The organism is Candidatus Nitrosopumilus sp., assembly GCF_029882185.1.
In the GTDB taxonomy this organism is placed as follows: Archaea; Thermoproteota; Nitrososphaeria; order Nitrososphaerales; family Nitrosopumilaceae; genus Nitrosopumilus.
Window position 1 is genome coordinate 49,238 of the sequence record NZ_JAOULD010000004.1, and the last position, 13,620, is coordinate 62,857.

Annotated in this window: 20 protein-coding genes and 1 tRNA gene; 12 read left to right on the forward strand and 9 right to left on the reverse strand. The window is 31.7% G+C overall.

Going from position 1 to position 13,620, the window contains the following annotated elements; all coding sequences use genetic code 11:
• Positions 1–10 precede the first annotated feature (10 nt).
• Entirely contained in the window at positions 11–1,345 is a 1,335-nt protein-coding gene (locus OEW78_RS02315; protein ID WP_300323466.1) for a multicopper oxidase domain-containing protein, read from the reverse strand.
• A 443-nt stretch (positions 1,346–1,788) separates the two neighbouring features.
• On the opposite strand from OEW78_RS02315, the gene OEW78_RS02320 reads away from it, so the two are divergent.
• From OEW78_RS02320 to OEW78_RS02340, 5 genes are all read left to right on the forward strand, one after another.
• Positions 1,789–1,998, forward strand: coding sequence for a hypothetical protein (locus OEW78_RS02320; protein ID WP_300323469.1), 210 nt, complete (start codon positions 1,789–1,791; stop codon positions 1,996–1,998).
• A 60-nt stretch (positions 1,999–2,058) separates the two neighbouring features.
• Positions 2,059–2,703: a hypothetical protein gene (locus OEW78_RS02325; protein WP_300323472.1), complete on the forward strand. Its 645-nt coding sequence runs from the start codon at positions 2,059–2,061 to the stop codon at positions 2,701–2,703.
• A gap of 116 nt (positions 2,704–2,819) precedes the next feature.
• Positions 2,820–3,107 (forward strand): winged helix-turn-helix domain-containing protein, encoded by a 288-nt coding sequence (locus OEW78_RS02330; RefSeq protein WP_300323476.1) that lies wholly within the window; start codon positions 2,820–2,822, stop codon positions 3,105–3,107.
• Positions 3,108–3,267: 160 nt separating this feature from the next.
• A complete protein-coding gene (locus OEW78_RS02335) occupies positions 3,268–3,864 on the forward strand; it encodes an L-threonylcarbamoyladenylate synthase (RefSeq protein ID WP_300323479.1) in 597 nt (198 codons plus the stop codon).
• Positions 3,861–4,382: a THUMP domain-containing protein gene (locus OEW78_RS02340; protein ID WP_300323482.1), complete on the forward strand. Its 522-nt coding sequence runs from the start codon at positions 3,861–3,863 to the stop codon at positions 4,380–4,382. Before OEW78_RS02335 ends, OEW78_RS02340 begins: the two co-directional genes overlap by 4 nt.
• Here OEW78_RS02340 and cgi121 read toward each other — a convergent pair.
• Genes cgi121 through OEW78_RS02355 form a run of 3 tightly spaced genes read right to left on the reverse strand, consistent with a single transcriptional unit; the run spans position 4,374 to position 6,391 of the window.
• Positions 4,374–5,147 carry a KEOPS complex subunit Cgi121 gene (cgi121, locus tag OEW78_RS02345; protein ID WP_300323484.1) on the reverse strand — a complete coding sequence of 258 codons (774 nt, stop codon included), beginning with the start codon at positions 5,145–5,147 and terminating at the stop codon, positions 4,374–4,376. The genes OEW78_RS02340 and cgi121 overlap by 9 nt on opposite strands.
• A gap of 39 nt (positions 5,148–5,186) precedes the next feature.
• Positions 5,187–5,540, reverse strand: coding sequence for a hypothetical protein (locus OEW78_RS02350; RefSeq protein WP_300323487.1), 354 nt, complete (start codon positions 5,538–5,540; stop codon positions 5,187–5,189).
• A 32-nt stretch (positions 5,541–5,572) separates the two neighbouring features.
• Positions 5,573–6,391, reverse strand: coding sequence for a TatD family hydrolase (locus OEW78_RS02355; protein ID WP_300323490.1), 819 nt, complete (start codon positions 6,389–6,391; stop codon positions 5,573–5,575).
• 32 nt (positions 6,392–6,423) lie between these two features.
• Between OEW78_RS02355 and OEW78_RS02360 the strand changes: the two genes are divergently transcribed.
• Positions 6,424–6,645 (forward strand): histone, encoded by a 222-nt coding sequence (locus OEW78_RS02360; protein ID WP_300323492.1) that lies wholly within the window; start codon positions 6,424–6,426, stop codon positions 6,643–6,645.
• A gap of 110 nt (positions 6,646–6,755) precedes the next feature.
• Here OEW78_RS02360 and OEW78_RS02365 read toward each other — a convergent pair whose 3' ends face one another.
• Positions 6,756–7,106: a plastocyanin/azurin family copper-binding protein gene (locus tag OEW78_RS02365; protein WP_366523017.1), complete on the reverse strand. Its 351-nt coding sequence runs from the start codon at positions 7,104–7,106 to the stop codon at positions 6,756–6,758.
• Between the two features lie 135 nt (positions 7,107–7,241).
• Here OEW78_RS02365 and OEW78_RS02370 point away from each other — a divergent pair, with 135 nt between their 5' ends.
• Together OEW78_RS02370 and OEW78_RS02375 are read left to right on the forward strand one after the other, a co-directional pair.
• Entirely contained in the window at positions 7,242–8,993 is a 1,752-nt protein-coding gene (locus tag OEW78_RS02370) for an AIPR family protein (protein WP_300323496.1), read from the forward strand.
• 163 nt (positions 8,994–9,156) lie between these two features.
• The gene (locus tag OEW78_RS02375; RefSeq protein WP_300323499.1) at positions 9,157–9,324 is read left to right on the forward strand and encodes a hypothetical protein; all 168 of its coding nucleotides are present in this window, start codon (positions 9,157–9,159) and stop codon (positions 9,322–9,324) included.
• A 2-nt stretch (positions 9,325–9,326) separates the two neighbouring features.
• On the opposite strand, the gene OEW78_RS02380 is transcribed toward OEW78_RS02375, so the two are convergent.
• Entirely contained in the window at positions 9,327–9,911 is a 585-nt protein-coding gene (locus OEW78_RS02380; protein WP_300323501.1) for a hypothetical protein, read from the reverse strand.
• A 105-nt stretch (positions 9,912–10,016) separates the two neighbouring features.
• On the opposite strand from OEW78_RS02380, the gene OEW78_RS02385 reads away from it, so the two are divergent.
• A complete protein-coding gene (locus tag OEW78_RS02385) occupies positions 10,017–10,277 on the forward strand; it encodes a winged helix-turn-helix domain-containing protein (RefSeq protein WP_366523018.1) in 261 nt (86 codons plus the stop codon).
• A 2-nt stretch (positions 10,278–10,279) separates the two neighbouring features.
• Here the strand turns inward: OEW78_RS02385 and OEW78_RS02390 are convergent, their stop codons facing one another.
• Positions 10,280–10,492 carry a hypothetical protein gene (locus OEW78_RS02390; RefSeq protein ID WP_300323507.1) on the reverse strand — a complete coding sequence of 71 codons (213 nt, stop codon included), beginning with the start codon at positions 10,490–10,492 and terminating at the stop codon, positions 10,280–10,282.
• Between the two features lie 61 nt (positions 10,493–10,553).
• On the opposite strand from OEW78_RS02390, the gene OEW78_RS02395 reads away from it, so the two are divergent.
• Positions 10,554–10,739: a hypothetical protein gene (locus tag OEW78_RS02395; protein ID WP_300323509.1), complete on the forward strand. Its 186-nt coding sequence runs from the start codon at positions 10,554–10,556 to the stop codon at positions 10,737–10,739.
• A 196-nt stretch (positions 10,740–10,935) separates the two neighbouring features.
• On the opposite strand, the gene OEW78_RS02400 is transcribed toward OEW78_RS02395, so the two are convergent.
• Positions 10,936–11,009, reverse strand: a tRNA-Thr gene (locus tag OEW78_RS02400).
• A 51-nt stretch (positions 11,010–11,060) separates the two neighbouring features.
• Here OEW78_RS02400 and OEW78_RS02405 point away from each other — a divergent pair.
• Together OEW78_RS02405 and thiL are read left to right on the forward strand one after the other, a co-directional pair.
• Positions 11,061–12,359: a phosphomannomutase gene (locus tag OEW78_RS02405; RefSeq protein ID WP_300323512.1), complete on the forward strand. Its 1,299-nt coding sequence runs from the start codon at positions 11,061–11,063 to the stop codon at positions 12,357–12,359.
• Positions 12,343–13,290, forward strand: coding sequence for a thiamine-phosphate kinase (gene thiL, locus OEW78_RS02410; RefSeq protein WP_300323515.1), 948 nt, complete (start codon positions 12,343–12,345; stop codon positions 13,288–13,290). Before OEW78_RS02405 ends, thiL begins: the two co-directional genes overlap by 17 nt.
• Positions 13,291–13,293: 3 nt before the next feature.
• Here thiL and OEW78_RS02415 read toward each other — a convergent pair whose 3' ends face one another.
• Positions 13,294–13,614: a hypothetical protein gene (locus tag OEW78_RS02415; RefSeq protein ID WP_300323518.1), complete on the reverse strand. Its 321-nt coding sequence runs from the start codon at positions 13,612–13,614 to the stop codon at positions 13,294–13,296.
• Positions 13,615–13,620 lie beyond the last annotated feature (6 nt).

Sequence of the window (13,620 nt, forward strand, 5' to 3'; positions counted from 1 at the left end):
GGTTTCATGTTTAGGTTATCGTAACAGTTCCCTGCATCCAAGGATGTAAGGTACAGAAATAATCCAATTCTCCTGGTTTTTCAAACTGATAGGACCATGTTTTTCCTGCTTGTATGAACCCTGAATCAAATGAATTTTCCTTGTCAGTTACAGTGTGTATAACAAAATCTTGGTTTGTCCATGTAACAGTTGTTCCTGATTCAATTTCTATTGCAAGAGGATCATAGGATTCTATAATGTCAGGACTCCATGAGTCCTTTACAATGTCTACTTTGTCTGTCTTTACTTTAGGAACATCACTAACTTTGGTTTCTCCCAAGTTATCATATGAAATTAGTTGTGGTTGCTCCAATGATCTTATCAAATCTTCTTGCCACTCTATCATGGAGTAACTTCCTTTGTTGTTACTTGGTGTTTGAATCTCAGATAATGATGATGCATCTTCTAACACCTCAATTATTGCCATGGAGCCACGTTCTTCCTGAATTCCATGAACATGGAACAAATATTTTCCTGGAGTATCCCATGTTGCCTCTATAATTGCAGTATCACCGTTTCCAATCAGATGAGTTTGTGCATAGTATGGCTCGTTCCATAAAATTCCAGAAGGATATACTTTCATTATTGTACTATGCACATGGAAAGGAGATTGCAATACACCTCCAACTCCCATTACATAGAATCTGGTTAATTCTCCAGAAACCACTTGAATTGGGTTATCCATGTACTGATTTGCATATCCGTTTACTGGATAAAATTCTGTAAAGTATTCTAATGCATTATTTGGATCAAACTCACTTAGAGTGAAAAAGTATTCTCGTGCAGGCTCCATTGGACGTATTGCAGGATCAATTATCATTGCACCAAACATTCCCATTCTCACATGTTCAGATGTTGGAAATGCATGACAGTGATACATGAACATGCCAGCTTCCTGTGCAACAAAATGATACGTGTATTCCTCACCAGGCATTATCTGTGGAAAAACACCGTCATTTGTGGAATCATGAGTTCCATGAAAATGGATTGTGTGTGCATAAGGAGTTTCATTTACAAATTTGACAGTAACGTCATCTCCTTCTGAAAATCTCAAAGTTGGTGCAGGAACTGTTCCATTATACGTCCAGACTTTAGCTTGGACACCAGGTGACACTTCGATTTCAGCATCTCGAGCAATTAACGTATATGATAATGTCTTAGGATTAGGATTTGTGAATTTTGGATAAATCTCAGATGAGTCGGCAATGGTTGTTTGGATTTCTGGTGATTGAATAAATACAACAAATGCAATACCGAATCCAATGATTACTCCCACTGCTACAAACATTGTTGTGTTTTGTTTCATCCTATTTTTCTCCTATAACACCAATGATAGTACCACTATAGAAACAGCTGTAATGATATAGAATCCATAAAATGTCTTTTTGTGGCGAGGCATGGCAAGTTTTACTTTTTGTTTTAGTGCTAAATTCATGATATTATATCCATTAGTGTAAAGCGAGAACATTGTGAAAAAAACTCACAATGGCTTTCGTGTCTAGGAAAATATTGTTCTCGCATGAGATAGATACGACACTTGGGATGATAAACCATAGTCAGCTAATCAGCTTACCAAAGAATGAGTCCTTAGAGACTTGAACCTTTCTTGGGCATAGTTTATGATTTTCAATCAATATTACCAACTAGTACCAAGTTACGATACACCCTACTCTGAAAATCTGAAAACAGCTAATGTTAGTCAACCTTTTGAATGTAAAACAATAATAATTATCATAAATCTATATTGGCATGAGGATAAAATGCCCAAAATGTAAAGAGAATGCAGAGTTAGCAATGGACTATTCAGTTGTAAAATGCGGCTCTTGTGATTTGGATATGAGTTATGGAGAATATGTAAAATTTGTGGCCCATAATGAATCAAAATATTCAGACATCTTAGGAGACTATGCAAGCAGTACAGAAGGTCATACTTCAGGGTCATTAGATGAATGGGATTAACAAAATAGTGTAATCATTCATCAGATTAAAATAATTAGTTGAACAGATTTCTATTCATCATTGGAATTTTTGTTAGAAAATATTCTTAATTTGGTAGGATTTTTGGTTGGACTTGCTATAGGAATAATGTCATATATTGGATTTAGGAATACAGGAAGTCCAACACTATTTCGATTAACGATTGCATTTTTTTCAATTAGTTTAGGATTTTTTGTTATTTGGACTGGATATATGATTGAAGATTTTGTAACAAAAACAGGAAATATTGAAAGATGGATTCAGACTTTAGGAATTGCAATACAAACTATAGGATATTTTTTCATTGCATTTTCACATAGCATAAAATCATTTTTTCCAAAATCTAGTTATTTTAGATCCGTGGGAATATTTCCTTTATTCTTAGTATCTTCTGTTCAGTTAGAACATATTTTCAGATCCGTTTCATTTATCTTATTGGCATACGGTGCCATTGAAACAATGTTATCATATTTGGAAAATAGGAATAAAGGAGCAATTTCAGTTTCAATAGGATTAGGATTTTTAGCATTGGGTGAATTTTTGGGATGGTATTCATTTGTATTTCCAGAATCAATTCTATATCCTGCATCAATGATAATCAAAATAGGTGGATTGATAGCACTATTCATCCCAGTAAGCAAAGTGCCTTTGACCAAGATAAAATTTGATGAAGATTTTGGAAAATAATAATCTAGGCTCAAAATTTGGAGAATTTGTGAATTTGTCAAATTCTTTTATCTTTTTAGTATATTGGAAAATATCAACCCTCTCTCATAGAAATTAAAATAATTATTCATAGAAAGATGGCAGAATATAGAACACATATTAAAATTATTGGGGATATTTTAGCAACAACTAGAGATGATTTGCAAGATGAGGATGGAGCATCAGTAACTTATCTAATTAGAAAAGCAAACATTTCACATTCCAGAATTTCATCAATATTGAAAACCTTAGTATCACAAGGTCTTTTAGAAAAAGTAGATAATCAAGGATCAAATAAATACAAGATAAGTGAAAATGGAAGAGAATTCTTACAAGCATATTATGCATTTACAAACTTTGCAGACAGTTTTGGATTAAGCATCTAATCAGACATTTCATCAGATTCTTCAAAATTATCATCAAAATCATCTTCAAAATCAGTATCTTCATAATCAGCAGAGGACATATCTTTCAAGTAAAATCACAAACTGTTAAAAACGTATTCAAAAGTAAATGATAATTAAAGAAAAAAAATTAGAGAACATATTGAAAGTTAATTGTGATAAAGAAGGAATCAAAGTAGCTTCTAAGATAATCAACAATGGTGGAATTGTGATATTTCCTACGGATACCGTTTATGGGATAGGTTGTGATCCATACAATAAGGCATCTGTAGAAAAAATATACAAAATAAAATCTCGAAATATTTCAAAATCCCTTCCAGTTTTAACATATTCAAAAGAAACAGCCAAGAAAATTGTTCAATTTGATGAATTTGCAGAAAAAATTGTCGATAAATTTTGGCCAGGACCACTAACAATAATTTTGAAAATTACAGATAAAAAAATTAAAGAATCATTAAACTTGAAAGATAAAATTGCAATTAGAGTTCCTAATAATAAATGCATATTGGAATTATTGCAAAAATGTAATTTTCTTGTTGGAACTAGTGCAAATGTTTCAGGAGATTCATCATATACAAATCCAGAAGAGGGTTTGCAGAATTTAGAAGGATATGATGTGTTTGTAGATGGAGGAGTAATTTCAGGAAAAGGGGAATCAACAATTATTGAAATTGAAAATAATGAAATCAAAATTATCCGGGAAGGTTCTTTAAGCAAAGAAGAAATTTTACATGTATGAATCTGATTATTACATGTCCTAGGCATCTTGAACCAGAAACAGAGGAAGAATTAAGAGAAATTTTAGAAGAATTTGGAGATTCAGATGTAAAGATCTCAATCACAGACATGTCAGGAATCTTGACAGCAGAGACACATCTTGATCCCATAGAAGTTGTAAGAAAAATCAAAGATATGCTTCTTGATGAGCCATGGAGTATTAGATACTGTAAAAGAATCATACCAATACAGAAAGTGATTGAATCAAAAATTGATCAAATAGAAAATAGCACATCAGAATTATCTAATCAAATTTTAGAAAATGAAACATATAGAATATCAATTGAGAAACGAAATTCAGATTTATCAAGTAAAGAAATAATTACAAAAATTGCAGATAAAATAAAAAATAAAGTATCTCTTGAATTTCCTGATAAAGTGATATTAATAGAAATTTTAGGGAATAAAACAGGTATTTCCATACTAAAAAAATCAGATATTCTAAGTACAGAAAAAACTAAACGAAGTATGTCAGAATAATACTGCTGCTTTCTCTACTAAAATATCAGATAGAGGATTTTTTGAATAAATTGAATCAATGTGTTTTTTTGTTATTTTGAAATGTTTTTTGAGATAACCATCATTATTTTTTGAGAATAAATTTACAGAAATAGGGAACAGATCACGATATAATGAATCTAGTGTTTTTTTATTTCCAATAGCAATCAAAATAAAATTAGATTTCGGTTTAATTCCAACATTTTTTATTGCATCAGAAATTTGTGTAGTTAAAGCAAATCGCATAAGAATATCAGTTTCAATTTTATTAGAAAGTAGAATATTATTTTTTTCAGACTCAATAGACAATGAAATTATTTTTTTGAAATGATATGAATTTAAAATATAATTACTAGATACAGCTTGAAATAGAAGCTTAGGATATTTCTCTCTGAGTGAATCAATGAATTTTACATCAATTGATTTTTGTCCTTTAATTTCCATGGCCTGTATTTGTTTTTTAGAGAATTCAAAAGTAAATTTTTTTGATGCTCCACCATGGATAATTGGGATTATGCTAACGACATCATTATCTTTAATTTTTGTTAATTTTCCATCCATTGCAGAAGAATCAGCACCATTAATTGCAATTAACACGTTATCAGTATCAAGTTTAGGAGCACTTTCTGGTTTTAATTCAGGTAGTAAATTGATCAATTCTTGAATAGTGATATCAGATTTATCAATTTTTAGATGTTCTGTAGAAAAAGATTTTTTTGCACCACCTACAAATTTTACAGTAAACATATCTATCTAATTTAAAATATAGAAATAATATTTAATTTATTATTCAGTTGTTTCTTTATCAGTCTCAGAAGAAATTTCATCAACAGTTGATTCAACATTCTCAGATGTTTCTACTGTTTCTTCAATTTCAGCATTTACAGAGATTTCTATTTCAGAAGGTTCTGCGACTTGTTGTTCGATTTTTGAATCTGCAATACGTGCTTGTTTAGCTTTTTCTTCACGAATTTCTTTTTTAATATATTTTGTAATATATCCTGCAATTTCATTTTTCAAGCCTTTTGAGCGGACAATAGAGATTTGATCTAATGCTTTTTTGTTTCCAGCAAAATCTTCACCAAATCTAGATTTGTGTCCATTTAGAACCTCATATGAAAGTCGTTTTATTCTATCCACTAAGCGTCAAAAGACAGGGGGGTATTTTATACCTATATTCCAAGAAATGAATTTGAATTTTTTTCAAGTAAGGAGGTCATTTCGTCAAAGGATTTACCTAGAACTTTTGAAGCACAGAAAATTACACTTGGAATAAAGCTAATTTGCCCAGATTTCATTTCAAAACATTTTGAAAACCTCACAGGGCCATCCGTTTCAACAAGGATTTGAGATTCATCAGTTTTTGATAACAATGCTTGTTTATCATTCGCATAAATCATCACAGGCCCATAGGATACAAAAAAACCCATATCCATAGCTCTTTGAAGTTGTTTTTTACTTCCATCAAACCAATGTAACAATGCATGTTTTGTATCATATGAGGTCATCACTTGAAAAACATCATCTAGACTTTTTCTAGAATGAATTGAAACAGGTTTGTTGAATTTTTCAGCATAAGACAATAATGTTTCAAATATTTGATTTTGTTTTTTGGCATCATCATTTTGATTTACGTATGTTGGATCTAACCCAATTTCGCCTATCCCGTATATACAATCATGCTTGCTTTCAATTAGATTTGAAATATTTTCAATTCCTTCATTTGCACATTCTGGGTGAATTCCAATAAAAGGCAATACTAGATTACTTTTTTCTGCAAGATCCAAAGTTTGTAAGGAATTCTTGTAATCCATAGATACACAACAGGCTTTGATTTTCAAATATTCCATTTGTTTTAAGGTAAATTCCATATCAGAAACATAAGCAGGATCAGATAAATGAATATGAGAATCAAAATACCAAGTCATTTCTTTATCAATTATTGAAATAGTCTGTATAAATCGATTCCTTAGTGATATTTTTTCACTCATTATCTTTTTTCGGAAAAAACCAAAACAAATTCATGAAATCATCAGAATTAGGATTATCTGCAATGTATAGAATTCTCAAGAAAGCAGGAGCAGAAAGAGTCAGTGATGAATCAGCAGATGAATTAAGAAGAGTCATAGAAGAAATAGCAGACAGTATTGCTAAAAGTGCAGTCGAAATGGCCTCTCATGCTAGTAGAAAGACGGTAAAAGGTGAGGATGTAAAATTGGCTTCAAAGTCATTTAGTAAATTCTAATCTAAAGAGTTTAATTATTCACTTTGTGTTTTTTAAAACGGTACTCTGGCAGAACGGTTATGCGTGAGCCTGCAAAGCTTATACAAGGGGGTTCGACTCCCTCGGGTACCTTATTCTACTATAACTTGACCTTTCATCCAAGGATGAAGAGTGCAAAAATAATCAAATGTCCCAACATCATCAAATGTTAGAGTGTAGGATTCAAAAGGATCCATGTGTCCACTATCAAATAATTCTGTAGGCTCACCATAAAAACCCGAAGTCACACTGTGAAATGCTGAATCTTGATTTACCCATGTAACTTGTTTTCCTGAATCAATTACAATTACAGAAGGAATGTAACATCTATCAATTTCTTCACATCCGGGGCGGGACACTTTTGTAGGCATTATAATATCGCCTTTGACAACCAATTTTTGTTCTTCAGAATTTGTTTCAACGGTAGTATTAGAGAGAATCAATCCAATTATTACAAGAATAATTACTACAATGGTTCCAATTATTGACAATATTTTTAGCAAATCACATTACATCCTTAACGTAGTTATTACATAATTACCAAATTCTCTAAATATATAGGATATTAGAAGACATGAATGTCTCAAAACGGAAATGGATTACTAGAATACATACCAGGTTCACATACATTACTAGTTCAGAAAAACTCTAGTCAACCTTTAGAAGGATTTACAGAAAATATTCAAGAAAGTATACAAGAGTATGCTGAAAATTCTAAGAGTGAAGTAGAGAAAGGAAATAATTTTCTTCAATGGGTTTTGACAAGAGTTTTTGAGGCTACAGAGGATGATGCTGCAGATGCAATTGTGGATGGAGCAAATGACCTAGGGATTGACGCATATCTTCCAGTGGATTTTTCAGATAATACGATTAGATTATTTCAATCAAAATATGGCACATCACATTCGCTAGAAGCAATAGCAAAATTCAAAGAAGATGCTAAGAGATTACTTGCAAAAGATGTAGTTAAAATGAGACCAGAGCTTGCTCAGTTGGTTACAAAAATAAAAGAAAAAAAGCTCAAAATAAAATGCTGCTATGTAACAGATCAAGAAGTAGATTATCAAGATGAAATAGTAGAGATTATTGATCAAAAAGTAATAATTCAAAAATTATGGGATAGAATAAAAAAACCCGCAGAAGGTAAAAAATCATCAATAAAATTAGAAAGAATGTTAAGGCATGAAAATACAATTTTAGGGATTTTAAAGCTACGTGAACTTACTGAATTTGTAAGCAAGAATAGAGATTATGTTTTTGAATCAAATATCAGACAATGGATGCAATTTAAGACTACAGTGAACAAAGGATTAAGAGAAACATTACAAAGTAATCCAGGCAAATTTTTCTTTTACAATAACGGAATTACTATTGTAGTTAGTGACTTTTCAGAGTTGGGGGAAAACATAATCGAGCTTCACGCACCACAAATTGTAAATGGTGCACAAACATCAAATTCCATTCTTGATCACTCTAAGAGAACAAAGAATATGGATGGTTCAATGACAGTAACAATAATCAAAGCTGATGATGAACAAGAGCAAAACAATATCACGAAATATAGAAATTCACAAAATTCGGTTAGAGGAAAAGACTTAGTTTCATTAATGGATTTTCATAAATCAATAAAGTCTCAATTAAAAAATTGCGGTTATTTTTATGAGATTCAAGCAGGTTCGTTTGATACAAAAACTAAATCAAAACAATCTGAATATGAAGGAGATTCAATATACAACAATTATCTTCCAGATAACCACAAGAAAGTAATCGTTGCCAAAGATGCAATACAGTCACTAGTTGCAGGAATTGAACAAAGACCAACTGAAGCATATAGTTCGCCAGCTCAGTTTCTTCCAAGAGGAAGTAAATATGATGATGTTTTCAATGACAATCTAAAAGACGATTACAGAATTTTGTTATACCCATATCTTGTAAAAGAATTTGCAAAAAGATCACTGAAATATGGGAAACAAGGAGGCCATAAAACAAAAAGATATGCAACATTGTTTTTTGTTGCAGTTTATTTCAGAATCCTTCATAAAAAAATTCTTGAATCAAAGGGAGATTTTAAAGGAGACATAAGGAAATTGGAGCCGATATTTCGCAGTTTCAAACTTAATTCCAGAATTTTGAAGATAGCAGACGTGGTGGTGACTAAATTTCTTGAAGATACAGTTGTTGATGACGAAATAGAATTAGCAAACACCAAGCATAATTTTTTCTCTCAGCATGTTTGGAATGATTCAATGCTTAGAGTAATCGATAAGAAAATCAGACAAGAAGAGGATGAAATTTTAGCATTGAAAAAACTTGCAAACAATTTATTTTAATTTCAAAGGTAGTAGTCCAACCAAGTAAAAATCTTGCAGGAGGTTTACATTGGCCAGACTGCCTACCTAAATTCAGTATAAACCAGTAATATTTAACATAATTTTTCTAATGACTATTTGTTCTAGAATGTTTTTTATATTGATTAAAAAGAGCTAAAGCACTTTGGGTAAAAAAGAAAAATGTGTAATTTGTAGTGAAATTGTAGGATTTCATTTTAAGGGAATGGAGGAATGGGGAATAGAGGGTACATTATGTGGCAAATGTTATTCAAAAAAAATTGATAAGCATTATCCCGGAGATCATGTCAGAGTAAACAAGCATTTAGATTGATTTTATTTTGTTTTTGAAAATTTATTTACACTAATACAATTCCAAACAAGAGGATCACTTTTTAGATCTTTTTCTTCCAGAAATTTAATGTCAGTTATTGTTTTTTTCTTTTTTAATAAATTAACCTGAAAACTGGAGAACTTTTTGCAAGAACATTTGTTAAAAAGACAAACATCATCATCACCTTCATCGTGATCTTGAGCTTCATGACTACATTGACATACTGCATCTTTCTTTACATCGTCAAGAGACTTTTTTGCATATACTCCTAATCTTAGATATGCTTCTCCACCGTGACCTTTTTTGAATCGTTCATAATTTTCAGACTTTGGTAATTCTTTGAAAAAGGCCAAGTTTGTATCAGGTTTTTGAGAGTCTGCACCCATGATGAACCAATAGTTCTTACTGATCTCTAAAAAGCGAATTTTGATTGATGGATCTACCCATGAATGAATAGTATCGTGCCAAATGGAAGATGCCTCTTTTCTTTCAGTAAACAGCGGAACCACATTCATTCTTAGATCATAATACCGATAAGCAACACCTACAAAATCATCAAACCAAGGGATAGATGATTGTGAAGACATTGGACAAAAATTAGGTCAGAGCTTATTTATCTGATCTGAATTAATGGTAATACGCTTATATCAGAGTTTGAGAATTAGTTACATATGACTTCCTATAGAACCAGTATGCAAATTGTCGCAGATTTACTAACTGTCACTCAACAGTCTGGCCAAGAAGGCATCAAAACGACCTCACTTCTTACAAAGGCAAATTTATCACATTCAAGATTATCAAAATTCTTAGAAAACTTGACAGGTGCAGGTCTTATCAACAAAATAGAATTCGATGGTAAGAATACCTTTGTTATCACTTCAAAAGGTAGACAATACTTAGACTCTTACGTGAACTTTTCGAGTATTGCTGAATCATTTGGTTTGGAACTTTAAGATTATTTTCTAGATCTTCGTTTTGCATTAGCTGCTTGTTTTTCTTTTCTTTCTTTGTAAGAGCTATAAAATACAATTACGATTATTCCTACAATTGCAGTCCACATTAGAGGAAACAAAGGAAGATCCCGAAGTTCGCCAGTAGATGGTTCAAAAAATGCTATTGGAATTGTTACAACCATAAAAATCAAAATTACTAGCAGATATTTGTCCACAAAACAATTGTTTTACAAAACCATATATCTTTTTGATTTATGAAGATGAACAGATAGAAAAATGGCCAAACTGTTAGAGATGTTAGGGATAGTTCTTGTAGCAATTATGTCATTAGGATTCATGGGATTACTCCAACCAACTATTAATGCAGGATTGTCACCATTATTCTGGGGCTGTGCAGGTGTAACATTGATGATAATCATTTACAGAAAAATGAAAAACAAACAAGAGGAAAAAGAAAATTAGAATTTGTTAGTGTTTGATCAATTATCAATCAACCGACAGATCTATAAAGGACAATTTCAGGTAAATTGTGAGGGGAACATATGACAGATCAAATAAAACAATGGTGGGAAGGTTTAGGAAAAGAACTAGAGACAGATATTGAAACCTTCAATGAATCAAACTAACAGTTATCTAGCAATTTTTAAAAATTTTACAGAGCCTTGAACGGGGTACGAACCCGCGACCTAACGCTTACGAGGCGTTCGCTCTACCAGGCTGAGCTACCAAGGCACGTTTGGATAAATCCATCAGAGTTAATAAAAAGCCTTTCCGAAATAAACTATGAAAAAAACAATTTCTGGAATTAGAGGAATTTTTGGAGAGGATCTTAACCTAAAAGATGTACTAGAATTTTGCAACAATTTTTCATCATTAATTGAATCTAAGAAATGCGTTATTGGAAAAGATACAAGGCCATCAGGTCAAATGATAAAAGAAACTGCAAGTGCAGTGTTATTAAAAAATGGAATAGATATTTTTGATTTACAGACAGCGCCAACACCAGTAATTTTTCGAGAATCAAGAAATTATGGTGCAGGGATAGTGATCTCTTCATCACACAATCCATTGGAATGGAATGGCATGAAATTCATCATTGATGGAAGGGGAATTAATGAACAAGAACTTCCTAAAATAATTGAGCATCAAGATATTGTAAAAACAAAGATAGGAATCGAGACTGAAATATCAACATCCTATATCGAAGATGCAAAAAAAATCATAGGAAATATAGAAAATAATCCAGAAATAGTTGTTGATATTGGAGGTGGAGCAGCCAAGGGATTCGCTCCAGAATTGCTAAAAGAAATAGGTTGTAGTGTTGAAATACTTAACGAAGACCTTTCTGGATGTACCAGAGGTCCTGATCCAACATCAGATAATTTATCAGACTTGATTTCCTCAAGTAACAAAAAAGATATTGGATTTGCGTTTGATTTGGATGGAGATCGATTAGTTGTTGTAAGAAATGGTGAAAAACAAACACCAGATGTTACACTTGGTTTAGGGGTGGCAAAATCATTAGAGTTAGGTTACAAAAAGTTTGTTCTAAGTATTGATACAAGTGTATCAGTTGAAAAATTTATCAAAGAAAAAGGAGGAACCGTTCAAAGATCAAAAGTGGGGGAGGCAAATGTAATAGATCTGATGTTGAAAAATAATGCACAAGCTGGAGGGGAAGGAAGTAGTGGAGGTTTTATTTTACCAGAATTCAATTATTGTAGAGAAGGAATTCTAACTAGTGGTTTGATTGCATCGATGTTAGGAACTACAGAATTTAATGAAGTTTTGAATTACATGGAAAGTTATCACCAAATAAGAGACAAAACAAAAATTAATTCAGATTTTCATGACAAGGTAATTAATGAAATAAAATCAAAATTTTCTAAAGAATATTCGGAAATAATTTCATTAGATGGAATCAAAGGAATTATTGATGAAGATAGTTGGGTGTTAATCAGAAAATCAAATACAGAAGACATCATTAGAGTTTCAGCAGAATCAAATAATGTAGAAAAATGTAGAAAAATCGTCAAGGATGCAATTGAATTAGTGAATCAAAGTTATGAAAAAATTAGATGAATCTGAAATAATCAAAATTTTTCAGAAAGGATTTGGTAAGAAAGACAGTGAATCAGAGGATGTAGAGATTTTTCATCTAGGCAAAAACAAAATTGTTGCAAAAACAGATACTCTAGTAGAAAGCACAGACATCCCATCTAAAATGAAATTGTCAGATGCTTCAAGAAAAAGTGTTGTAGCATGTGTAAGTGATTTTGCTGCAAAGGGAGTCAAACCCAGATATGGAATGATTTCAATTAATCTGCCAAAGACAATTTCACACTCAAAAATTAATGCAATTGTTTCAGGTTTTAAAAAAGCATGTAGAGAATTTGATATTTCTATTATTGGTGGAGACACAAATGGAGGAAAAGAAATTGTGTTAAACGTATGTCTTTTTGGAACAACAGATAAAATTGTCACTAGAAAGGGTTCAAAGAAAGGAGATCTGATATTTGTAACAGGACCGTTTGGATATACATCTGCAGGGTTAGCCATGTTGCTTGGTAAGAAAAAAGGAAAAAGAGTTTTTATCAAAAAAGCTATTGAATCAGTAATAAAGCCAAATCCAAAACTCAGTTTTGGAATAAAAAATAAAAAATATTTTTCATCATCAATGGATTCAAGTGATGGATTATCTACAACATTAAATGAAATGTCAAATCAAAGCAAAAATAAATTCATCATAAATAAAATTCCATTCTCGAAAGATTTGGAAGATCATGCAAAATCTTACAAATCGAATTTGTATAACATGGTGTTCAACGGAGGAGAGGAATACGAATTTGTATTCACTGCATCCCCTAAATATAAAAAAATTATTGAAAGAAATGCCACAATCTTAAAAACAAAAATTATAGAAATTGGTCATGTTACTTCAGGAAAAGAAGTTTATATTGAAAAAAACAATAAATTGACTCGCCTAAAAGATGCAGGTTGGAAGCATTTTTGAAAATTATTCACCAGAAGAAAAATCTCTTTCGACATTATTTACAATACTAAAAATTGATTCTGCAGATAATTTGTCAACACATTGCGTAATCCATAATTCGTCTAGATACATCAAGCGTTTAAAATTATCAACAGGGAGTTCATCAGGATTTGAATCAGGATACATTGAATGAATTCTATATCCTTCATTGGCAATTTGTTGGCAGTCTTTTTCTAAAGGAGAAAGGCCAGAATCGGCGATCGGTGTCAAAAATTCAATTGCTACTGAGCCCACTAGAGCAGTTACAATTACAATACCAATTGCCAAGAATAGAATTGAAGCCATTTAATG